Here is a 22,602-nt window from a genome sequence, read left to right as displayed (position 1 = left end):
GAATGCGCTCGGCTCGCCGCTACGCAGATCGGCGCCATGCGTGACAATGACGCTGGCCGCTCGAACGCAGCTTCGAGCGATCCAGCCGAGAGTCGACCATCGTAGCGGACGCCTTCCGACTTCGGACGGGCGAGTTTCGCGAGACCGCTCGCGGCATGCATCAGGACCAGGAAGCGCCGGCGCTCATGAATCCCTTTTCCGCTGATCGCCTGGTTCGCTGGCGCTGGATCTATGCGGTCCTGTTTCTGGCGCTGACGGCCGCGGCGTGGCTTCCCTCGCGGGAACTGAAGTTCTCCCGCACGATGGAGACCATGTTCCCGCCCGGGCGTCCTTTGATGAACGCCTACCAGCGGCTGAAGCGCACGTTCGGCGGGTCCGACCTGCTCCTCTTCGCGTACGCGAGCCCTGAATTCCAGGAGCGTCCGCGCGAGGCGCTCGATCGGCTCGGCGTCGCGGGCGAGCGACTGCTCGAAGTGCAGGGCGTGCAGAGCATCGTCAGCCTGGCGACGATCGACGCATCGCTGAACGAGAAGTTCGGCATGTCGCTCGCCAGCGATTCGACGCAGTCGCGGGAACTGCTCAAGCTGCTGGAAGGGTTCACGCACGACGCCGACCGGACCGTCGTGGCGATCGCGATCACGCTCGATCGGGAACCGCCGCGGAAAGAGGGAGCCCTGTTGCCGGCGCCGGAGTCGCGGCTGAATTCGCGGCGGGAGACGCTGCTGGAACTGCGCGACGTCGCCAAACAGCTCGAAGCGGAGGGCTACGATCAGGTCGAAATCGCTGGCGAGCCGGTGATGGTGATCGAGGGATTCCGCCTGGTCGAGCAGGACGGCTTCCGGCTGGCGTGGTTCTCGGGCCTGCTCCTGATGCTGGCGCTGCTCGTCCTGTTTCGCAGCGTCCGCTGGGCCGTGCTGCCGCTGGCGATCGTGTTCAGCGCGACGATCCTGACGCGTGCGGCGCTCGCGCTTTCGGGCGTGCAATTGAGCATGGTCAGTTCGATGCTCACGGCGATCATCACCGTCGTCGGAGTGGCGACGATGGTGCATGTTCTCGTGAGGTTCTCCGGCAGGCGTGCGGAAGGTCAGACGCGAGAGGGCTCGTACATCGGCGCGTGGAGCGTCCTGGCCGCGCCGGTGGCATGGGCCATCCTGACGGACGTGGCGGGGTTCACTTCGCTCATGCTGGCGGAGGTCGGACCGGTGCGGGACTTCGGCCTGATGATGGCGGTCGGAGCCGCGATGGTGTTGCCCGGCGCCATGTTCCTCGCCCCGGCGATCGCGCTGCTGCCGGCCTGGGAAGAACGCATCTCGCCCCCTCGCGGCGAGTCATGGGGCAGGGCGCTGCGAATCGGTCTGGCATGGATCGCGACGCTGATCGGTCTGGCATGCCTGCTCTGGGGAGCGCTTCAGACCTTCGGCTTCATCGCGGGCCTCGACGAGAGCGAGTCGTCGCTCGATTCGCGGTTCGGATACTTCGCGACCAACGACGGTTTCTGGACCGTGCAATGGATCGGCGCCGGCGCCTGGGTCGTCGCCGCCTGGGCCTGGCGCTGGTTCAGCGCCGACCCGGGCAGGGAACGAGAGGACGGGCTCCTGTCGAAGATCCTGCGGGGAGCGCTCGCGGTGACGCGATATCGCGCGGCGATGCTCGTCGCGACCGCGGCGGTGCTGATTTTTTCCGTATGGGGCTCGCTCCGGATGGAGATCGAGTCCGACTTCACCCGCAATTTCCGCAGCGATTCGCAACTCGTGAAGTCGTACGAATTCGTGGAGTCGAACCTGGGCGGCGCCGGCGTGTGGGAGATTCATCTGCCCGCTCCGGAAGAACTGGACGCCCAGTATCTCGGCCGCGTTCGCACGCTGCAGGATCGCCTCCGGCGCGAAGTGCGGATCGGACCCGACGAATCGCTGCTGACGGTCGAACCGATCGCAGCAGCGGACGAAGCCTCGGAGAACGAAGCGGCGGATGATTCGCCTCCCGGCGAGCCGGGGTTGACGAAGGTGCTGTCGCTGGTCGATGCGGTCGATGCCTTCCGCGCGGCGAATCCGATCCTGTTTCGCATCGTGCCGCTGCGGATCCTGCTGACGCAGTTGCAGGCGAGCCTGCCGGGCCTGGGCGATCAGCTTTTCGCCGTCGATCCGGCCAGCGACCCCGAGCAGCGGTACTACCGCATCATGCTCCGCTCTCGCGAGCGCCAGCCCAGCGCGGTCAAGCAGGCGATCATCGAGCGGACGCGAGCGATCACGCTCGAAGAGTTCCCCGAAGCGGAGAATCCCCAGGCGCCGGCGGTCACCGGCGTGTACGTCCTGCTGGCCTACCTGATCGAGAGCCTGATCGCGGACCAGTGGCTGACCTTCGGCGTCGCGAACGCGGCGATCGCGATCATGCTGGTGATCGCGTTTCGGAGCCTGCGACTGGCGCTCGTCTGCATCCTGCCGAACGTCCTGCCGGTGATGTTCGTGCTGGCGATGATGGGAACGCTGGGAGGCAAAGTGAACATGGGCGCGGCGATGATCGCGGCGGTCTCGATCGGGCTGACCGTCGACAGCTCGCTGCACTACGTCTATTCGTTTCTGCGAGCGCGCAACGCGACGGGCAGCACGTCGCTCGGTCTCGACGCGGCGCAGCAGAGCGTCGGCAGCGCCGCGACCTACTCGACGATCGCGCTGGTGCTCGGTTTCGGATCGCTCTGCGGCAGTTCGTTCATGCCGACGGTCTATTTCGGCGGGCTCGTCTGCCTGGCCATGCTGGGGGGACTCGTCGGCAACCTGTTTCTGTTACCCGGTCTGATCCGCATGGTCATGCCGGAACGCGTGCCCGGGTTCGCGGAAGGCGCCGGCGTCGCAGACAGTTCTTCAGCCGCTGTCCGGATAGAATCCAATGAAGAGATTCGGGAGGATACCGGATCGAAAGAATGAGCGTGGGCGTCGCCTTTATCTGGGCCAGGAGAACCGCAACTTGACCGAGAACGAAGAAGATCGGCTGTTCGAGCAACTCGGCGGCGTCGAGGGGGTCGAACAGATCGTCCGCGCCATGTACGACCGGATTCTGCAGGATCCGGAGCTGGCTCCCTTTTTCGCGAACGCCGATCTCGAACGCCTGCGCCGGATGCAGTTTCAGTTCACCTCCGCGGCGCTCGGCGGCCCCATGGTCTACGAGGGTCAGGAACTGCGCATGGCGCACGCGAAGGTCAGCGTGACGAACCAGGCCTTCGCGAAGTTCTGCGGCCACTTCGCCGATGCGATGGAATCGCGGGGCATCGGCCCTAACGACGTCAACGCCGCGATGGCCCGCCTGTCGATGTACAAGGACCCGATCGTCGGTCAGTCGAACGTGGACGGGTGAGTCATGCTATTCTCGATAGTCAGAACGTTCCGCCGCGGAGACCGCTTCGCATGATGTACCGACTTCCGTTGGTGTTCACTCCGCAGCCGGAGGGAGGTTACACCGTCACTTCGCCGGCGCTTCCCGAACTGCTGACCGAAGGGGACAGTCTCGAAGAAGCTCAGGCCAACGTTCGCGACGCCTTCGAAACTGTGGTCGAGTTGTACGCGGAACTGGGCCGTACCCTCCCGGCAGCCATTTCGCTTCCGGCGCAGAGCGAAGTGCTTTGGACGGAAGCGTTGGTAAGTCGTCCATGAACTACCGCGAGGCGGCCCGAAAACTTCAGGCGCTCGGATGCATGGAGCTACCGCGGAAAGGCGGCGGCTCGCATCGCAAGTGGCACAATCCTGCGACCAATCGTTCGACGGTGTTGCCTGACTGGAGCGGTCGCGACCTGAAGACCGGCACCGTGCGCAGCGCTGTCCGCCAACTGGGCATCGAGTGGCCGGCATTCGAACGAGCGTAGCTCCTCCCGCGAAACGACCGTCTCTACTCGAACGGCGGCGACGTAGCTGTGCGCAGACTCCGTTCGTCGCCATGTTCGACTTCAACATTCCTTCCTCTCCTCTATAAAGATTCTCTCGCGATGTCCGTCCTGCTCCGATCGCTTTTGCTGCTGGCGTGCGTCGCGCCGATCGCGATGTCCGTTCTGTCTACCAAGGGAGAAGAAGTGAAGTCTGCGTCCACCGCCCTCCGCGTCTACTTCGGCACCTACTCGGGCGGGCCGGGGCAGGGCATTTTCATGGCCCAGTTCGACCCCGCGACGGGCCGGCTGTTCGACGTCGAGCATGCGGGCGAAGCGGTCAAGCCTTCGTTCCTGGCGCTCCACCCGAACGGCAAGTACCTCTATGCCGTCAGCGAAGTCGACGACATGGAAGGGATGAAGCAGGGGGGCGTCATCGCCTACTCGATCGATTCCGCGACCGGAAAGCTGACGAAGCTGAATCATCAGCCGTCGGAAGGAACCGCGCCCTGCTACGTCGCCGTCCATCCGACCGGCGACTCGCTCTACGTCGCCAACTACAGCGCGGGCACCGTCGCCGGCTTCCCGATCAAGGCCGACGGAACGCTCGGCCCCGCGACCTCGCGGATCCAGCACGAGGGCTCGGGTCCTGACAGGGGTCGTCAGGACGCGCCGCATGCCCACTCGATCAACCTCTCCTCCGACGGGCGCTTCGCCTACGCCTGCGACCTCGGGACCGATCAGGTTCTGATCTACAGCGTCGACGCCGAGACGGGCAAGCTGACTCCGCAGCAGGAGGTCGCGCTGCCGCCCGGTTCGGGTCCGCGGCACCTGTCGTTCCATCCCAGCGGCAAGCTGGCGTTCGTGATCAACGAACTGTCGAACACCCTGACGACGCTGACCGTCGACGGCGAGTCGGGCGCGTTGAAGATCGCTTCCAGCGTGCCGACGCTCCCGAAGGGTTTCGACGGCAAGAACACGACCGCCGAGGTCGTCGTCCATCCGAACGGCAAGTTCGTCTACGGGTCGAACCGCGGTCACGACAGCATCGCCATGTTCGGTCTCGATCCGGCGACGGGCGAGCTCGCGCCGCTGGGATTCGCCCGCGAATCGATCGACGAACCGCGAAACTTCCGCATCGATCCGTCGGGCAAGTTCCTGCTCGTCGGCAACCAGAACTCCGACTCGATCGTCGTCTTCGCGATCGATCAGGAATCGGGCGTGCTCACGCCGACCGACGCGAAGATCGAGATCCCGACGCCGGTCTGCGTCCGCTTCGCAGTCGCCAAGTGAGCCAGTCGCGTCGCTCCCGCGTTCGTTCGACGCCGGCGCTTCCCTCCCGCAGGGCCGCGCTGGCGACGGGCGCCGCCCTGTTCGCAGGCGGCGCGCTGGGCCTCCGCAATCTTCGTGCGGAGCCGCCCGTCGTCGAACCGCGCCGGGAGTATCTGGAGAACGATCTCGTCCGGGTCGGGATCGATCTCTCCCTGGGCGGGTCGATCACCTTCCTGGCGAGCGTCGCGACCGGCGAGAACCTGGTCAATAGCCACGACTGGGGCCGGCAGGTTCAGATGTCGTACTACGCGGCGCCGATCCCTTTCGAGCCGCGGGGCAAGCGACCGGCGCCTCATTGGGCGCAGCTCGGCTGGAACCCGGTGCAGTCGGGCGACGCCTTCGGCTATCCGAGCGAGGTTCTCGATTTCCGCCGCGAGCGGAACTCGCTGTTCGTCGCCGCCCAGCCCATGCACTGGCCGCTGGAGAACGAACCGGCGGAGTGCGTCTTCGAATCGCGACTGTCGCTAGACGGGCCGATCGTCCGGGCGAACTGCCGGTTGCGATGCGATCGCACCGACGAAGCGACGCCGATTCCGCGCGACCAGGAATTGCCCGCGGTCTACGCCAACGGGCGGTTCCATCGCCTGCTGACCTACTCGGGCGAACGGCCGTTCGCGGGCGATAAACTGACCGAGGTTCCGAAGCGGAGCCCGGCGGAAGGGTGGGGAAGGTTCGATGCGACCGAGCGCTGGGCCGCGCTCGTCGATGAAGCCGGGTTCGGCCTGGGCATCCTTTCGCCTGAAACGACTTCCTTCCTCGGCGGGTTCAGCGGCAAGCCAGGCAGCGGAGGCGAACGCGACGCGCCCTGCGGCTACGTCGCGCCGATCCGCCAGGAAACGCTCGACGCGAAGATCGAGCATGAATACCGCTACGCCCTCGTCGTCGGATCGGTCGAGCAGATTCGCGAAGCGGCGAAGCGAGAATTCGCCGCGGCGCCGTTACCCGCCTGGACCTTCGGACCGGGTCGCGACGGCTGGAATTTGCGGCAGGCGACCGACGGCGGCTACCCGCTCGACGGCGTCTGGTCCGTCGTGCTGCAGGGGGACGATCCGCAACTCCTCAGTCCGCCGACCTTCTGGCGAGCCGAACGCGCCAAGCGGCTGCGACTCGAGGCCGCGTGCGAAGGGGGCGGCGAAGCACAGATCTTCCTTCAACCCTTCGGTCGCTCTTCGCCGCGAATGACGACCGTCGGACTGACGGCGGGAGCGGCGACGCAGAGCTATGAGATTCCGATCGAAGCGATCGACGGGTACGCCAGCGGGATGCGGTCGCTTCGCATCGATCCGCCGGCCGGCTGCCGGCGGTTTCATCTGAAGAGCGTGACGCTGCTGGGCGAGTAGCGTCCGCGTCTTTGCGACAACGAAAAAAGGGCGGGGTCGAAACACCCACGCCCCAGCGTTCGTAGATCCAGCATCGACTCGACGCGCGGTCACTGAGCGATCGGCAGGCCGAACGGCGGCAGTGCGATCTCGGCCAGCGCTTCAGCTTCCGGCGCTTCTGACGGCGCGATGACGACGCTCGTCGCGAGGAATCGGTCGCTCAGCGCCCGAGCCATGCGGGCGAAGGCTCGCAGCGTCGGGGCACGACCGCTTTCCTCGTCGATAAGCAGCTCGACGTCCGGTCCGTCGCTGACGATCCGCAGCGTGCCGGTCGACGAGCGATAGTCGAATCCGAGAGCTAGGCACGTGCCGGCGGTCGAGGTCGCAGCCGCCGTTTCAGGGAGCGAGACGAACGTCGCGTCGTCGTTCTTCCGCGGTTCGACGGTCACGACGCGAAGCGGCGCCGGACCGACCGCGGCCAGGCGCTTCGCGATGCACGGGACGTCGAGCGCCGCATCCGTTCCCGCCGAGACGTTTCGTTCGTGCGGCGCGATATGCAGCGTCCGTTCGTGGAAGGTGACATGCTCGCCGAGCGGAGCGAAGAGGGCCTTCAGGTCTTCCTCGCACGTCGGCGATTCGCGATAGCCCTCCTGCATCCGGACGACGGTGCGGGTCGACGTCTGACCGAACGATCCCAGGTCGACCACGGCGACGGCTTCTTCCACGCCCAGTTCCTGCAGGGCCTCGCCCGCGAGTCGCTTCTCGAACCGATCGAACCACGAGGCCGCGTAGTCGGCGCTCTCGCAGGGGGCCGTCTGAAAATGGAGAACGGCGATCGTTTTCGGACCGGCGAGCTGCGAAGCGTGCTCGGCGACCTGTGCGTCGGTCCAGCCTTCGCCCGACGGAGCGGCCTGGGAGGGTTCGTCTGCGGCGCCAAGGCCGGGGCTCAGAACGACTGCTGCGGCGAAGCAGGCCGAATAAACAGCGGGAGCGAAGCGAAAGTCGCAGTCAGAGTGCGAAGAGAGCGCAGACATGAGCGGAGATCCCGAGCAGGGGACTCGTCGCCAGGTCGCTCCCCGTTTCGGACGGCGGCGACCTGCAAGCGGCGTCGGATGGACCGGGCGATCGCACTCCCTTCGCACCGGAGGGGGTACTCTCGCGAAAAGCGTGCCGAAACACGACGAGCCGAGCCCAACGAGGCCGTAACCCTACCTTTCACCAGTCGAAGCGCGACTCAACCCTTGGGGTACTGCCGGCAGTATTCGTACATGCCGAGCGCCGCCGCGGTGGCGACGTTATGACTGTACGGCAGGCCGTAGACGGGAATCTCGACCGTGGCGTCGAGCAGTTCCAGCGTCTCCGGCGGAATGCCTGCCCGCTCGTTGCCGAGAACCAGCAGCGTCTTCCGGGGAAAAGCGTATTCGTGGATCCAGACCGATCCGGTGGTCTGCTCCAGACCTACAAGAACGTACCCCTCGGCGCGTAACTTTTTCAACGCGGGGCCGAGCGTCCGGCAGGTATCGATCCGCACCTCATCGGCGCCGTCGCGAGCGATCTTCGGGTCGAGCTTGCCGTTCCCCTCGGCCAGAATCCACGGCACGCCGCAGCAGCCTGCCGCGCGAACGATGCGCGACAGGTTGACCTTGCTCTGGAGTTGGGGCACGGCGACCGCCAGTTCCCGCGGCCGCGCCAGTTCGAGCGGCTCCTTATGCCGCAGATGGACGAAGCCGCTCATGAACGACCTCCCGGAACGAACGGCCGCGGCTGGCTCGCCTCCGCAAAGAGCGCGTCCCACGGAGGATCGTCGACGCCTGCCGATCGTGCCGCGGCGTCGAGGCCGATCGTCGCCAGCCGAGACGAACGTCCCGGCTCGATCGTTCCGAAACGATCGGCGAGCAGCAGCGCTTCGGCCCCGTGCTTCGTCGCCATCTCCAGCAGGCGTTCGGGCTCGATCGAAGGAAAGCGCTCACGGACGAAGCGGACCTCGTTCCAGACCGACAGGTCCGGATTCGACGCGCGGGAGTCTGTGCCGAGCGCGACGCGAACGCCCGCGGCCAGAAAGTCTCCCAGCGGATACTTTCCACCGATCAGCCGCGCGTGCGTGCGAGGGCAGTAGACGACGGTCATCCGATCGCGACGCTCAGCCAGGAAAGCGATCTCCTCGTCGTCGAGAAACGTCCCATGCACGATTAGCGCGCTCGGCGCGCGCTGCAGAACCTCCAGGTAGTCGAGGATCCGGGCGCCGCGCGGCATCGCGTCGGGTCGCCAGAAGCCGCGCGAACTAAGGAACTCGACCAAGCGCCCGCTGTGCGAGCGGAGCAGTTCGAGTTCTTCGCCCGATTCCGCGAGGTGCATCGCGACGGGCCGTTCGTACTGAGAGCACAGTCCGACAAGGCGCTCGAACAGATCGAAGCGAACGGTGTAGGGAGCGTGCGGACTGAGCCCGGCGAAGCGTCGGTCGAGCCGCGACCGGCTCGATTCAAGGAATCGCTCCGCCGTCGCGAGTAGTTCCTCGCTGCGTTCCGCCGCGAGGCCGAGGACTTCGCGGAAGGCGAAGAAGATGGGGCTGATGTCCCCTGCGGAAGACCACGCGGCGCCGCCTAAAGACGAGGCCCAATCGTTCGTCGCGATTTCTCCCGCGAGAGCTACGCCCTCCGCGGCGGATTCTTCCATTCCTTCGATGATGGCCTGGTGGGTAATGGCTTCATCGAGGCGGCTTGCTCGATAGGCGACCACTTTCCCGATCCAGTCGGCGAAGCGTCCGCCCGGCTCGCCCAGCGGTTCGGCCAGATCGCTGAACTCGAGATGCGTGTGGGCGTTGACCAGCCCGGGAAGGAGCGCCGATTTTCGACGCTCTTCGTCGACGGCCCGGGACGGAACGGCTTCGACCGCGACGATCTCTCCGCCGCGCATCGTCACCGCGCCGTTCTTCAGCGGCGGGCCCGCGACGGGAAAGACCCAGGCAGCCCGGACGGTCCAGAGCCGATCGGGGTCGGGCGATTCGTTATCGTCATCCATGATCGCAGCGGTGAATCGTTACTCGGAACCGTCGACGGCAGGAAGCAGGGCCTTGGGAACGTACCGCTGCCGAACTTCGGCCAGCAGCGACTCTTGGCGGGTGTACTGCCGGAAGCAGTACAGGATGCCGATGCCGATCAACGTCGCGGCGAGCGTGTAGATCGCTTCGTACTCGAACGACGTTCCGCCGTCGACGACCACCGGCTTGAGCACGAACCGCAGCGCCGGGATGCGATCGAGCAGCCAGGCGCCCTGCACGCCGACGATCATCGTCATCGAATTGTACGTGAGGTGGAAGGCGATCGCGGGGAAGAGCGACTTCGTCTGGTAGGCGACGTAGCCGATCACCACGCCGAGCACGCAGGCGGAGAGCGACTGCTGCAGGATGCCGTGAGCGGCGCCGAAGAAGACCGCGGAGGCGAGAATCGCCAGCCACTTCCTGCCCGAACTTTCGAGCCCGGTCAGGATGAAGCCGCGGAAGGCGACCTCCTCGCAGATCGCCGGCAGGGCGGCGAAGACGAGGAGCAGCAGGAAGAAATTGGGCGCGCCCGTGATCGCGGCGTCGATCTGCTGCAGACTCGCGAGCATGTCGGGGCTGAGCGGATAGAGCTGGCGAATGAAGTTCGCGACCAGCAGCCCCGCCGGATGAACGAACATCGCCAGCAGCACGGCCAGCGGAATCGTCGCCCAGTGCGGTACGTTGAGCTTCAGCGCCGCGAGCGGCTTCCGCGTGAGCATCACCGCCATCAGCGCCGCGGGCGCGGCGAAGAAGGCGATCAGCGAGACGGTCTGGACGATCGCGAATTCGCCGAAGGAGGTCGGCATCGTCGCCGCGAAGGTCGCGAAGAACCGCACGACCAGGATCAGGATGCCGCACAGCATGGCCTGACTGAAGGTCGGCAGTTCGCCGCGGTCGCGCATCAGGTGGGCCACCCACAACCGCAGGCTGAACCGTTCGCTCTCGCGGAACAGGACGCTCTCGTCGGAGAACTGGCGCACGGCCCATTGCGCGGCGAACAGAACGCCGATGGCGGTGATGCCGAACACTGGCACTGCGAACCGCAGAGCGTCGTACCAGTCCCCCTCCATCAGGGCCTTCATCCAGAGCATCATGCCCGCGATCGGAATCAGACTCGTTCCCAGGTCGAGCTCCGCGGAGGGAAGCATCGGCACCAGGATCAGGGGAAGCGCGACCAGCAGCAGGGGCATCAGGTAATACTGGCCCTCCTTACTGCTGCGGGCGAACGAGGCGATCGCCAGCGACAGCGCGCTGAACAACAGCGAGATCGGAAGCAGGCCGACGATCAGCCAGAGCACGGTCAGCAGCGGAGGCGGGCCTAACGGCACGCTCGCGCCCGCCTGCGCGGCCAGACCTGCCATCTGCCGCATCGCCACGGCGCCGGTGATGCCCATGCTGGCGAGGTTCAGGATCGCGGTCGCCATGCTGAAGGTCGCGATCGCGAGCAGCTTGCCGCCGACGATTTCGCTGCGCTCGGCAGGCGAGGAGAGCAGGGTTTCCAGCGTCCCCCGTTCTTTCTCGCCCGCGCACAGGTCGATGGCAGGGTAAAAGGCGCCGGTCAGCGCCCAGATCAGCGCGACGAACGGCAGGATCTTCGCCCAGAGATGGGCCTTCTTCGTTTGTTCGGGAGCGACGTCGGTCGTCTTCAGTTCGAACGGTCGCGCGACGTCGGAAGGAAGGTTCACCTCCTCGAAACTGCGTTGAACCCACGCTTCGCGCCAGCGCGACAGGACCAGTTCGATACGACTCCACGCGATCCGCGAACGATCGCTGGCCGTGTCGACATAGAGCTGGGGCTCCGGAGGCGCCAGTTCTGCATCTGCTTCGACGGAAGCCTCAGGCTCCTGCGTGCCGCGGGGCAGATCGGCCCGTTCGATGAGTCGCCGGCGATACTCCGTCAGTCGCTCCGAAAAGCCGGGCGGGAACCAGACGACCGCGTCGAATTGTCCCTCCGCGATCCAGCGTCGCGCCAGCTCGTCCCGCAGCTCGGGATCGATCTCCTCCTCAACGGGTGATTCAGGATCGAGCGATTCAGCAGCGGGCGCCGAAGCGTCGGATGCGTCAGCGCGGGCATCGGAATGGATCTCCAGCAGTCCCGATTCGCGTTCGGAGGCGAACTCCGGTCGCAACCGGCCCTGTTCGTCGAGCAATTCCAGCGGCGACGCCGGATCGCCTTCGAACTGTTCCACGCCGGCGAGGAGGATCTTCGTCGGACGCTCGCGCAGGAACTGCGTCATCTGCAGCAGGCCGAAGCCGAGCAGCGGATAGAGCGCCAGCGGTAGCGCGACGAGCGTGAACAGCGTCCTGCGGTCGCGAAGTTGATCGCGAAGCTCCCGGACGTAAATCAGCCGAACGGCTCCGAGACGGATCATGCGACCTCCTGAGGAGCGTGTTCATTACCGGCTTCGCCGGCGCCGCGATCGTGCTCGGGGCCGCGGTCCTGCCGGCTGATCAAGTCGAAGAAGAGCTCTTCCAGGTCGGGCTGGCCGTAGCGATCGATCAGTTCGCGGGTCGTTCCCTCGGCCAGGATGGCGCCCTTGTGCATGATCGCGACGCGATCGCTCACGCGTTCGACCTCGCGCATGACGTGGCTGGAGAAAACGACGCATTTCCCCGAGGCGCCGATCCCCCGGATGATGTCGATCAGCGAACGCGCGGCCAGGACGTCCAGGCCCGACGTCGCTTCGTCGAAGATCAGCGCGGGCGGGTCATGCACCAGCGCTCTCGCGATCGAGACCTTCTGTTTCATGCCGGTCGAAAGCTTCGCGCCCAGCACGTCGCGGAAATCGTTCATCTGCAGGCTGCCGAAGAGCGACTCCATCCGCTCGCGGAGCGTCTCCGCGGCGAGGTCATGCAGGCGCCCGAAGAACTCCACCATTTCCCAGGCGGTCATCCGGTCGTAGACGGCGGTGTTGACCGAGACGAAGCCGATCTGCCGACGGACTTCCGCCGGCGACGCGACGACGTCGAGGCCGTTGATGCGGACCGTACCCGAGGTAGGGGAGAGGATCGTGCTGAGGATTCGCAGGGCGGTCGTCTTGCCGGCGCCGTTCGGGCCGAGCAGCGCGAAGACTTCTCCTTCGCGGGCGTCGAACGAGATGCCGCGGAGGGCGCGGAACGTCCCCCGTTTCAGGTCGGCGTATTCCTTCGTCAGATCGCGAACCTCGATCATCCTCATCCTCCTGTCGCCCTTCGCCCCGCATGCGGAGGCGCCGGCGTCGAGTTATCGCGAAACGAACGGAAACGCGAGCGATGAAACGCGTCGGGAAAGCCTATCTCACGGATCGCCGCGTGCGGCGCTTCGAAGGGCGTCGCTTCCGAAGGTTTCGACGGACCGCGACCCAATCCGCAGCCGCATCGACCGGCGCCGATGCCTTTGCCCGTCGTGTTCAGCGTCATCGGCGCTTTCCGCCTAACCGGCCCATCTTTTTGGGTGGCCTCTTCCGGCGAGCGGAGGTGGGGCGCTTCCTGCGTCTTAGGGTTTCGCAGGCTCGCTGCCGGCCGTCGCTTTAGATCCTCGGCAGCTCAACGGAACCGCTCACGGGGCAGAGGCAGGTCGATGTTGTTCGAAATCAGCTTGGTCAGGAAAGGAATCGTCACGGCGGATGATTTCGTGCGTGCGCTGGAGATGCAGATCGAGCAGCGCCAGCCGATCGGACGCATCTGCCTGGAGCAGAAGCGCCTGACGATGAATCAGCTCTTCCTGGTGCTCGCCGAAGGAACGGGACAGAAGCTCCCGTTCGGCGAGATCGCGATCCAGCTCGGCTTTCTGACGCGGGAAGATCTCGCGGAGATGCTCCTCCTGCAGAGCGAGCGGACGCTGACGCTGTCGGAGTGCCTGGTGCAGGCCGGCGCGCTCGACGCCGAGGAACTGGAACGCGAGCGGCGACTGTTCCGCCTTCTCACGGTCGAGGAATCGTCGCACACGATGATTCGCAGCGAAGGGCCGCGCACCGCCGCGGTCTAACGCGACTTCGCACGAGCTACGACGAAGCTCGCACGACACCCACCCATCGACGACCGGATCAGAAACGCTCCGGTCGTCGATTTTGTTTCGACTTGGCGTCGACGCGCCGTCCTGGCAGGAGCTCCGCCGGATGTCTCAGCCGTTCGATCCGGAAATCGTCGCGGCGTTCGTGGCCGAGGCGCAGCTCACGCTCGCTCCGATCGCAACGGCGCCTCACTCGCGGCTGCGCGAGGAAGCGGAGTTGGAACCCGAACTGGAAGAACAGGCGCTCCGCGCGACCGTTGCCGTCGAGCAGACCGCCAGCTTTCTGGGATTCGATGACGTCAGCCGGCTCTCGTGCGCCTTGGCGGCGCTGTTGAACGCACGGCGCCGCGGGCAGATCGCCGCACGGCCAGAGGATCTGCGGCTGCTGACGCGCGCGCTCGATCGCCTTTACCAGGCGGTGAATTGCATCGGACAGCGAGAAAGCTTTGACGTCAGGGTCGAGATCGACGCGATCAGGGCGCGTCTGATCGCTGGGTTCGAGCGAGAAGGAAACGTAAGCGACTACTGCGCGGCCGCTGCCTCCGGCTCGTCCTGCACGTAGGTCCGGACCGTCTTGTCCTCGACCAGACGCGGATTGTCTCCCTCCATCATCCATTTGGAGAGCGCCCGGGCGCCGCTGGGGAGACGGGCGGAGATCTCGATCGATTCGAGCTGGGCCCCTTCTCTAAGGGTATGCGCCGTCCGCATCGCCAGATCGCCCGAGTGGAACGTCAGTTCTTCGCCCGCGGGCAGAGGCTCCTCGAAGTTGAACTCGAACCGGTTGCCGAAGACGTCCCGGGCATACACGGCGACGCGAGCGAGGTCCCGGCGGCCGACGTTCGTGATGCGATAAAGCGGAAACGCCGCGGGTCGACCCGTCTCGGCGTCGGTCGCGCCGGCCGGCGCCGCCAATTCCAGGGTGACTTCGACCGGCGGATAGGGATTCACCGGCAACGCGAACCAGAGAATGCCCACGATCACGATCGGCAGCGACGCGACCAGCAGCAGCGTGATCGTGAACGCCGTCCGGGAAAGCTCGATGCCCGGCGGACGTTCGTCGTCGTCAGGGCTCTGGGAAGCATCAATAGCGGTCATCGGCGACAGTCGATACGGCGTGGTCGATCGGCTCGCGAGGCGAGCCGTGTACGTTCAAGCGTCCGCCCTGAGAGCGTTCAGATCAAGGTGCGACGCTTTGCCGCACGAGCCGTTCGTCTGAACTGCCGGCCTGTCGGAGCGGGCGACGGTCGTCCTTTTTCGAGTAACCGCCGTCGCGATCGTCGCGTCGCCGACGTGTCCGGCGGTCGAACGAAAATATTCCGCTCGTCGGGTCGCTCCCCTAGCTTGCAGACAAGGCGGCTGACGGGGAAGTTATCGGTGCGACGAGTTGCCGCGTGAGGCCGGCTGGACGGAAGTTCGGTCGACGCACGAAGATACCGCAGATCGGTCGCCGCTGCCCCGGGTGCTCTTTTCGCCCGGCAGCGGCAACCCTACGGCTTCGGCATCAGGATGCCTCTACCCCGGGGTGTCCCGGCACGAGGATGCATCGGCAGGTCGCAGCCGTAGGTTCGCGTAAGGTTCGTTCGCGGAGCGTTCGTTTCGTTCAGGTCCCCGACGCCTGACCGGAAGCGAGCGGCGCCTTCCGCGGCGGACAGGACTAGTTCGCGTCGGCCGCCCGACAGACGAGACAGGTCTTCGGAGAATGACGAGACCCTTCTTCTTTCCGCGCTGGACGAACCGCTTCGTGGTCGTCCTGCTCATCGGAATCCTCGGCTTCGGCGCTTACGCCGGAGCGGTGACGTGGTTCGCGATCGACCCCCAGTTGATCAACGTCGGCTATTCGCCGCGGCAACCGGTCCCGTTCAGCCACGAGATCCACGCCGGCAAGCTGAAGATGGATTGCCGGTACTGCCACAACACCGTGGAAAAGGCCGGCCACGCGGCCGTTCCCCCCACGGCGACGTGCGGCAACTGCCACTCGGGCAAGGACGAACAGGGCCTCGTCGCGAAGGCGGCGGTGCTGACCGACAGCCCGAAGCTGGAGCTGGTTCGCGAATCGCTCGAGACGGGCCAGTCGATCCCCTGGATCAAGGTCCACAACCTGCCCGACTTCGTCTACTTCAATCACTCGGCCCACGTCACCGCCGGCGTGAGCTGCGTTTCCTGCCACGGTCGCGTCGACCGGATGGCGCAGGTCGAACAGGTCGAACCGCTGTCGATGAAGTGGTGCCTGAACTGCCACCGCAACCCTGATCCGCATCTGCGTCCCGTCGACAAGGTGACCCAGCTCGACTGGACTCCCGACGAAGATCCCGAATTCGAAGGCATGACGGCGGCCGAGGTCGGAGCCCAGATCCGAGAAGAACTGAAGCTCGCGCCGGATACGTCCTGCTCGACTTGCCATCGCTGATCGCTCGACCTTTCGTCGATCGTTCGCGAATCCAGAGCCTGAAGACCGAGTCTTGCCGAGGCGCCCCGTAGGTTTCCGCGTATCGCCCATGAATCCCGCTAACGCCGACGCCCTTTCAGCCGGTAGCCCGTCCACCGGACGCAAGTACTGGCGGAGCCTCTCCGAACTCGAGGGCAAGCCTGAGTTCGAGGACTATCTGCGCCGGGAATTTCCCGTCTCGGGCGATCAGTTTCCGGACAACTTCTCGCGCCGTCGCTGGCTCCAGTTGATGGGCGCGTCGCTGACGCTCGCCGGCGCCGTCGGCTGCCGGTACGAGAAGGAGATCATCGCTCCCTTCGCGCAGCGTCCGCAGAACCGCATCCCCGGCAAGCCGCAGCGCTTCGCGACGACGATCGAGTACGCCGGCGCCGCGCGGCCGCTGCTGGTCACCTGCTTCGACGGACGCCCGGTCAAGCCCGAAGGGAATCCGGACCATCCGGAGTCGTTCGGCGCGACCGATCTTTACTCCCAGGCCGCGACGCTCGAGCTGTACGATCCGGATCGTTCACGAACCGGATACGAAATCCTCGAAGGTCGCTCGGAAGAACTGGACGAGGAAGAAACCCGCCGCCGCGCTCGTGCGTTCTTCGCGGCGATCCGCGGCGGGGAAGGCGGATCGACCGTCGTGCTGACCGAGGCGACGTCGTCCCCCACGATGGCCCGCCTCATGGGTCAGCTTGCCGGTTCGGGCGTGGAATGGGTGCAGTACTCGCCCGTCACCGACGACAACGAGCGCGTCGGCCTGCGCGAAGTCTTCGGGTCGGACGTCGTCGCTCGCCCGCTGCTCAACCAGGCGAAGGTGATCCTGACCCTGGATCACGACTTCATCGCCAGCTACGACGGCGCCACCGTTCGTCATCAGCACGACTTCATCGAAGGTCGTAATCCTGACGAACGACAGATGAACCGCCTGTACTGCGTCGAGAGCCAGTTCTCGATGACGGGCATGAAGGCCGACCATCGCCTCGCGATCCGGTCGTCGCTCATCGGCAGCTTCCTGGGCCAGCTCTACGGCGAAGTCCAGCGTCTGAAGGGCCAGGGCGCCGCGAACCATGCCAAGCAGGCCGCAGAGTCCGGCTCCGATCGCGCTCCGGTCTTCCTCGCCGCGGTCGCCGAGGATCTCGCCGCGTCGCAGGGCCAGGCGGTCGTGCTCGTCGGGCAGAATCAGCCGCCCGAGGTTCACGCCCTCGCCGCACGCCTAAACGACCTGATCGGCGCGACCGGCGCCACGCTCGAGTATCGCCCGGCGCCGAATCCGCGACCCGTCTGCATCGAGGCGCTCGCGACGCTGGCCGATCGGCTCAACGGCGGCACGGTCGACAATCTCGTCGTCATCGGCGGGAATCCGGCGTTCGACGCTCCGTCCGACGTCGACTTCGCGGCGGCCATGCAGAAGGCCGGCAACGTCGTCCGGATCGGCATGTGGGTCGACGAAACGTCGCTCGCCTCCGACCTGCACCTGCCGCAGCTTCATGCGTTCGAGACCTGGGGCGACGTCGTTTCGTCTTACGGCGTCTGGTCGATCTCGCAGCCGATGATCGCTCCGCTCCACTTCGGGTGGTCGGCGATCGGCTTCGCAGCGGAGGCTCTCGGCCAGGACCTCGACGGGCAGGCGCTCGTTCGCGAAACGGCTCGCGGCACGCTCGGACTGGGCGGAGAAGTCGCCTGGCGGGAGATCGTGAAGAAGGGCTTCGCGGCCGAATCGGCTGGCGACGCGGCCGCGGTCGCCGTTTCTGGAGAGGCGGAGCTGACGGGAACGCTCGATCCGACGCTGTGGGAAGAGGACTCGAAGCGGATCAACGAATCGATCGAACTGACGTTCTTCCCCTGCCGGAAGCTCTACGACGGTCGCTTCGCCAATAACGGCTGGCTGCAAGAGTTCCCCGATCCGGTCGGCAAGGTGACATGGGACAACGTCCTGTACGTCAATCGCGAAACGGCCAACGCGCTGAGGCTGAAGCAGGGCGAACTCGCTCGCATCAGCGTCGCCGGGTCGGAAATCGCCGCGCCGGTCTTCATTCAGCCGGGTCAGGCGAACGGCTCGCTGGCGATCGCTCTCGGCTACGGCCGCGCTGCCGCCGGCAAGATCGGCGGACTCGTCTCCGAAGGGATCGAACCGGTCGGCACGAACGTGGCCCCGGTCCGTCGCAGCGACACGTGGTGGATCGCCGCCGACGTCAAGGTCGCTGGCACGGGCACGCCGTATAAGATCGCGACGACGCAGGATCACAACGCGATCGACCAGTTCGGGATGGACGAGATCAAGCGGCGCGCTCCGAAGCTGGTTCGCGAAGGGACGTTCGAGGAATACGTCAAGTTCTTGGACGAGGGCCACGACGACGGTCATTCGCACGGCGCAGAAGAAGCGAAGGGGGGCGATTCCGATACCGCCCCGATCGACGAAACTTCGCCCGCAGTCGCTGCGCCCGCGTCGGTCGTGGCAGAAGCGAAACGCGATCCGCACGGCGACGATCACGCTCATGACGGCGAACACGGCCACGCCGACGAACATGGAACGGGTCACCACCGTCAGTTCCCGCCGCAGGAAGGGCATCATCCCCCGCTGGTGAGCCTCTGGACCGAATGGTCCTACGAGGGCCAGGCCTGGGGCATGGCGATCGACCTGAACCGCTGCACGGGCTGCAATTCGTGTGCGGTCGCCTGCCAGGCGGAGAACAACGTCCCGATCGTCGGCAAAGAGATGGTCGCTCGCAACCGCGAGATGCACTGGCTCCGCGTCGACCGGTACTTCGCCGGAACCGAAGAGAACCCCGCCGCGCTGCATCAGCCCATGCTGTGCCAGCAGTGCGAGAACGCCCCGTGCGAATCGGTCTGCCCGGTCGCGGCCACCGTGCACAGCACGGAAGGCCTGAACGACATGGTCTACAACCGCTGCATCGGGACGCGGTACTGCGGCAACAACTGTCCGTACAAGGTCCGCCGGTTCAACTACCTCTGGTATCGCGGGAATCCGCGGCTGAACCAGGACGACGGCGATCTGACGAACCTGGTGCTCAACCCGGAAGTGACCGTCCGCACTCGCGGCGTGATGGAGAAGTGCACCTTCTGCGTGCAGCGAATCCAGAACGCGAAGATCGAGGCGAAGACGGAACGTCGTCCGCTCGGCGCCAACGAGATCCAGACGGCCTGCCAGCAGGCCTGTCCGACGCAGGCGATCGTCTTCGGCGACCTGAATCGCGAAGAGAGCCGCGCGGCACAGTTGCATCGTTCGCCGAGGGCCTACGCCCTGCTCGAAGAACTGAACATCAAGCCGCGCAACCGCTACCTGGCGCAGATCACCAATCCGCACCCGGCGCTGCACGAATTCGAGAACCGCACGAAGGTCTGACCTGCGTCAGAGTCCGAGACGTCGAATCCGCGAGACTGCCTGACCCGACTGCATCAGCCGACCCGCCATGGCCACTGCCGATCTAAGAATCGCCGACGATATGGTCGACCCGCGCACGCGGCGGCCGCTCGTCGAAGGGAATCCCACCTTCGCGAGCGTGACCGACGACGTCTGCCGGATCGCCGAGGTCGAGCTGCCCAAGACGAACGTGTTTTGGATCCTGATCTTCCTGTTCTCGGCGTCGCTGGCGACGATGTTCGGGGCGTTGATCGGGCACCTGTTCCTCACCGGCACCGGCGTCTGGGGCAACAACAACCCGGTCTACTGGGGTTGGCCGATCGTCAACTTCGTGTTCTGGGTCGGTATCGGCCACGCCGGAACCCTCATCAGCGCGATCCTGTTCCTGTTCCGCCAGTACTGGCGGACGAGCATCAATCGCTTCGCCGAAGCGATGACGATCTTCGCGGTCGTCTGCGCCGGAACGTTCCCCGGCATCCACGTCGGTCGCGTCTGGCTCGTCTACTGGCTCGCGCCGCTTCCGTCCGAACACCTGGCGATGTGGCCCCAGTTCCGCAGCCCGCTGTTGTGGGACGTCTTCGCGGTCAGCACGTACGGATCCGTATCGCTCGTCTTCTGGTACATGGGGATGATCCCCGACCTGGCGACGCTGCGCGACCGGGCGAAGTCGACCTGGCGCCGGGTCTTTTACGGCGCCCTGTCGCTGGGCTGGAACGGTTCGATGCGGCACTGGGTCCGCTACGAGAAGACCTACACGATCCTCGCCGCGCTCGCCGCGCCGCTGGTGCTCTCGGTCCATACGATCGTGTCGTTCGACTTCGCCGTTTCGCAGCTTCCGGGCTGGCACACGACGATCTTCCCGCCCTACTTCGTCGCGGGCGCCATCTTCAGCGGCTTCGCGATGGTGATGACCCTCGCGATCCCCGCGCGTGAGATCTACGGGCTGAAGCATCTGATCACGATGCGTCACCTGGAGAACATGAACAAGGTCATCCTGGCGACGGGCTCGATGGTCGGGTACGCCTACGCGATGGAGTTCTTCATCGCCTGGTACTCGGCGAACTCCTACGAATCGTTCGCTTTCATGAACCGGGCGTTCGGGCCCTACTGGTGGGCGTACTGGACCATGGTCAGTTGCAACGTGATTTCGCCGCAGCTCTTCTGGTTCAAGTGGATCCGCACCAATATCCCGGTCATGTTCGTGATCACGATCTTCGTGAACATCGGCATGTGGTTCGAGCGCTTCGTCATCACGATCACCTCGCTCAGCCGCGACTTCCTCCCGTCGTCGTGGGGTTACTTCTCGCCCACCTGGGTCGACGTCGGGATGCTCATCGGCAGCTTCGGGCTGTTCATGACGCTGTTCCTGCTGTTCCTGCGGTTCCTCCCCGTGGTCGCGATCGCCGAAATCAAGATGACGATGGAACACCAGCGGCATCTCGATCACGCCTTGGCGGGGCACGGTCATCACGACGAGCCCGAATCGCGGCCCGGCGACTTCCGCTCCCATCCCGAACACCCCGACCACCACTGATCCGAACGCCGACGCGTCGCTGAGTCAGTTCCCGGATAACGACTGTTTCGGAGCTTCCCTTTCATGGCCCATCACCCCCCGGCGGTCGAGCCGGATCGAGACGAAGTCGCGTTCCGCGGCTACCTGGCCGCATTCGCCGGCCCGGATGCGCTCGTTCACGGCGCGGAGGCGGCACGCGCGGCGGGGAGAACGCACCTCGACGCGCACGTTCCCTTCCCGGTCCACGGGCTGGACGACGCCCTCGGCATTCGCCCGACGCGTCTCCCCTGGCTCGTGTTCGTCATGGGCGTGACGGGCGGCGTCAGCATTCTGCTGTTCCAGCTCTGGGCCAACGGCATCGACTATCCCTGGATCATCTCCGGGAAGCCCTTGTTCAGCATTCCGGCGAACATCCCGGTCACGTTCGAAGTGACGGTGCTTTTCAGCGCCTTCACGGCGTTCCTGTCGATGCTCGCGCTCAACCGTCTCCCCCGGCTCTACCAGCCGCTGATGCAGACGGCGATCTTCGACCGGGTGACGAACGACAAGTTCGTGCTATTCATTCCGGCGACGGTTTCCGAAAGCGCTCCTGCCGGAGAGATGGAGAATCGCCTGCGGAACTGGGGCGCGACGGAGATCGAACCTCTCTACGCGCCGGTCCATAACGCGGGGATTCCCCGGAACCTCAAGCTGCTCCTGATCTGCGTGGCGTCGCTTCTCGCGATCCCGCCTTTCTTCGTCTGGGGCATGCGCGGCGTCACCAGCGAGCAGCCACGGCTCCACGTCATCTTCGACATGGACAACCAGCCGAAGTACAAGGCGCAGCAGACGAGCGTGTTCTTCGCCGACGCCCGGTCGATGCGACCGCAGGTCGCCGGGACGGTCGAGTGGTCCGAGAACGTCAGCGCGTTCGACTACGAGCGCGGACTGGATCCCGCCCGCGTCGACGACACGATGATCTCGCTGCTGCTCCAGCCGGCCGAAGAAGGCGCCGCTCCCGATGAAGCCGCCCCCAACGGCGATGGCGCAGCGCCCGCGACGCCGGATGCAGCCGAACCGGAGCTCCCCTGGATCGCGGACTTCCCGTCGGAACTCGTCATCGACGAGCGTCTGATGGCCCGGGGCCGGGCGCGCTACAACATCTACTGCGGCGTCTGTCACGGGCTGGGCGGCGACGGCAACGGTCTGGTCGCGCAGCGCGCCATCGAGCTGCAGCAGGCGACCTGGGTGCCGCCGACGTCGCTCCATACGGACGAAGTGATCAAGCAGCCGGTCGGGCAGATCTTCAACACGATCACGAACGGCGTCCGGAAGATGCCGGCGTACGCGGACCAGATCACGCCGCGTGATCGCTGGGCGATCGTGCTCTACGTGCGAGCCCTGCAGAAGTCGCGAACCGCGTCGCTCGACGACGTTCCCGAAAACCTTCGCGGCGACCTCAAGGAACTGGCCCCCGCTGCGGCTTCGACCCCGGCGACGGACGGTTCGGCGGCTTCGGCAGGCGCGACTCCTGCTCCGAGCGGCGAAGCGACTCCTGAAGAAGCGACGGCCCCCGCCGAGGCGACGCCTCCGACCGAAGCCGCTCCCTCTGGCGAAGCGTCGCCGGCGGACGCGGCCGCGCCGGAAGACGCGGCGCTCGAAGAAAATGAGACCCCGGCGGCGGACGCCGCTCCTGCCGAAGGCGAAGCCGCATCGACCGAAGCAGCCGCTCCCGCAGTCGAAGAGACGCCGTAACGATCCGCTCCGC

At 65.8% G+C, this 22,602-nt stretch carries 18 protein-coding genes; 12 read left to right on the top strand and 6 right to left on the bottom strand.

Translation table 11 applies throughout. From position 1 onward, the window contains the following. The first annotated feature begins 185 nt into the window (after positions 1 to 185). The 6 genes from SH602x_RS03540 to SH602x_RS03515 all read left to right on the top strand — a co-directional run bounded on the left by SH602x_RS03540 (position 186) and on the right by SH602x_RS03515 (position 6,522). Positions 186 to 2,921, top strand: coding sequence for an efflux RND transporter permease subunit (locus SH602x_RS03540; protein WP_479475496.1), 2,736 nt, complete (start codon positions 186 to 188; stop codon positions 2,919 to 2,921). 40 nt (positions 2,922 to 2,961) lie between these two features. Next, a complete protein-coding gene (locus tag SH602x_RS03535; RefSeq protein WP_479475495.1) occupies positions 2,962 to 3,348 on the top strand; it encodes a group I truncated hemoglobin in 387 nt (128 codons plus the stop codon). 50 nt (positions 3,349 to 3,398) lie between these two features. Then, positions 3,399 to 3,644 (top strand): type II toxin-antitoxin system HicB family antitoxin, encoded by a 246-nt coding sequence (locus tag SH602x_RS03530; protein WP_479475494.1) that lies wholly within the window; start codon positions 3,399 to 3,401, stop codon positions 3,642 to 3,644. Next, the gene (locus tag SH602x_RS03525; RefSeq protein ID WP_479475493.1) at positions 3,641 to 3,853 is read left to right on the top strand and encodes a type II toxin-antitoxin system HicA family toxin; all 213 of its coding nucleotides are present in this window, start codon (positions 3,641 to 3,643) and stop codon (positions 3,851 to 3,853) included. The genes SH602x_RS03530 and SH602x_RS03525 overlap by 4 nt, the downstream gene beginning before the upstream one ends. Before the next feature lie 120 nt (positions 3,854 to 3,973). Further along, positions 3,974 to 5,143: a lactonase family protein gene (locus tag SH602x_RS03520; RefSeq protein WP_479475492.1), complete on the top strand. Its 1,170-nt coding sequence runs from the start codon at positions 3,974 to 3,976 to the stop codon at positions 5,141 to 5,143. Then, positions 5,140 to 6,522 (top strand): hypothetical protein, encoded by a 1,383-nt coding sequence (locus SH602x_RS03515; protein WP_479475491.1) that lies wholly within the window; start codon positions 5,140 to 5,142, stop codon positions 6,520 to 6,522. The genes SH602x_RS03520 and SH602x_RS03515 overlap by 4 nt, the downstream gene beginning before the upstream one ends. An 89-nt stretch (positions 6,523 to 6,611) precedes the next feature. On the opposite strand, the gene SH602x_RS03510 is transcribed toward SH602x_RS03515, so the two are convergent. The 5 genes from SH602x_RS03510 to SH602x_RS03490 all read right to left on the bottom strand — a co-directional run bounded on the left by SH602x_RS03510 (position 6,612) and on the right by SH602x_RS03490 (position 12,710). Next, complete coding sequence (locus SH602x_RS03510) at positions 6,612 to 7,535, bottom strand: hypothetical protein (RefSeq protein WP_479475490.1); 924 nt, start codon at positions 7,533 to 7,535, stop codon at positions 6,612 to 6,614. Between the two features lie 200 nt (positions 7,536 to 7,735). Continuing rightward, a complete protein-coding gene (locus SH602x_RS03505; protein WP_479475489.1) occupies positions 7,736 to 8,236 on the bottom strand; it encodes a TrmH family RNA methyltransferase in 501 nt (166 codons plus the stop codon). Further along, on the bottom strand, positions 8,233 to 9,519 hold the full coding sequence (locus SH602x_RS03500) for an amidohydrolase family protein (protein WP_479475488.1): 1,287 nt from the start codon (positions 9,517 to 9,519) through the stop codon (positions 8,233 to 8,235). The genes SH602x_RS03505 and SH602x_RS03500 overlap by 4 nt, the downstream gene beginning before the upstream one ends. A gap of 18 nt (positions 9,520 to 9,537) precedes the next feature. Next, positions 9,538 to 11,910 (bottom strand): ABC transporter permease subunit/CPBP intramembrane protease, encoded by a 2,373-nt coding sequence (locus SH602x_RS03495; protein WP_479475487.1) that lies wholly within the window; start codon positions 11,908 to 11,910, stop codon positions 9,538 to 9,540. Continuing rightward, entirely contained in the window at positions 11,907 to 12,710 is an 804-nt protein-coding gene (locus SH602x_RS03490) for an ABC transporter ATP-binding protein (RefSeq protein WP_479475486.1), read from the bottom strand. The genes SH602x_RS03495 and SH602x_RS03490 overlap by 4 nt, the downstream gene beginning before the upstream one ends. A gap of 387 nt (positions 12,711 to 13,097) precedes the next feature. Between SH602x_RS03490 and SH602x_RS03485 the strand changes: the two genes are divergently transcribed. Together SH602x_RS03485 and SH602x_RS03480 are read left to right on the top strand one after the other, a co-directional pair. Continuing rightward, positions 13,098 to 13,505, top strand: a complete 408-nt coding sequence (locus SH602x_RS03485) for a hypothetical protein (protein WP_479475485.1) — start codon at positions 13,098 to 13,100, stop codon at positions 13,503 to 13,505. Positions 13,506 to 13,635: 130 nt separating this feature from the next. Then, positions 13,636 to 14,091, top strand: a complete 456-nt coding sequence (locus tag SH602x_RS03480) for a hypothetical protein (RefSeq protein WP_479475484.1) — start codon at positions 13,636 to 13,638, stop codon at positions 14,089 to 14,091. On the opposite strand, the gene SH602x_RS03475 is transcribed toward SH602x_RS03480, so the two are convergent. Beyond that, on the bottom strand, positions 14,052 to 14,624 hold the full coding sequence (locus tag SH602x_RS03475; RefSeq protein ID WP_479475483.1) for a hypothetical protein: 573 nt from the start codon (positions 14,622 to 14,624) through the stop codon (positions 14,052 to 14,054). The two genes, SH602x_RS03480 and SH602x_RS03475, sit on opposite strands and share 40 nt — an antisense overlap. Positions 14,625 to 15,228: 604 nt before the next feature. Here SH602x_RS03475 and SH602x_RS03470 point away from each other — a divergent pair. The 4 genes from SH602x_RS03470 (at position 15,229) to SH602x_RS03455 (ending at position 22,589) form a co-directional block, all read left to right on the top strand. After that, the gene (locus SH602x_RS03470) at positions 15,229 to 15,936 is read left to right on the top strand and encodes a cytochrome c3 family protein (protein ID WP_479475482.1); all 708 of its coding nucleotides are present in this window, start codon (positions 15,229 to 15,231) and stop codon (positions 15,934 to 15,936) included. 88 nt (positions 15,937 to 16,024) lie between these two features. Continuing rightward, entirely contained in the window at positions 16,025 to 19,324 is a 3,300-nt protein-coding gene (locus SH602x_RS03465; RefSeq protein WP_479475481.1) for a TAT-variant-translocated molybdopterin oxidoreductase, read from the top strand. A 67-nt stretch (positions 19,325 to 19,391) separates the two neighbouring features. Then, positions 19,392 to 20,876, top strand: coding sequence for an NrfD/PsrC family molybdoenzyme membrane anchor subunit (nrfD, locus tag SH602x_RS03460; RefSeq protein WP_479475480.1), 1,485 nt, complete (start codon positions 19,392 to 19,394; stop codon positions 20,874 to 20,876). A 63-nt stretch (positions 20,877 to 20,939) separates the two neighbouring features. After that, positions 20,940 to 22,589, top strand: a complete 1,650-nt coding sequence (locus tag SH602x_RS03455) for a quinol:electron acceptor oxidoreductase subunit ActD (RefSeq protein WP_479475479.1) — start codon at positions 20,940 to 20,942, stop codon at positions 22,587 to 22,589. Positions 22,590 to 22,602: the final 13 nt, after the last annotated feature.

The organism is Lignipirellula cremea (assembly GCF_056501455.1).
This window is presented reverse-complemented; position numbering and strand designations above follow the sequence as displayed.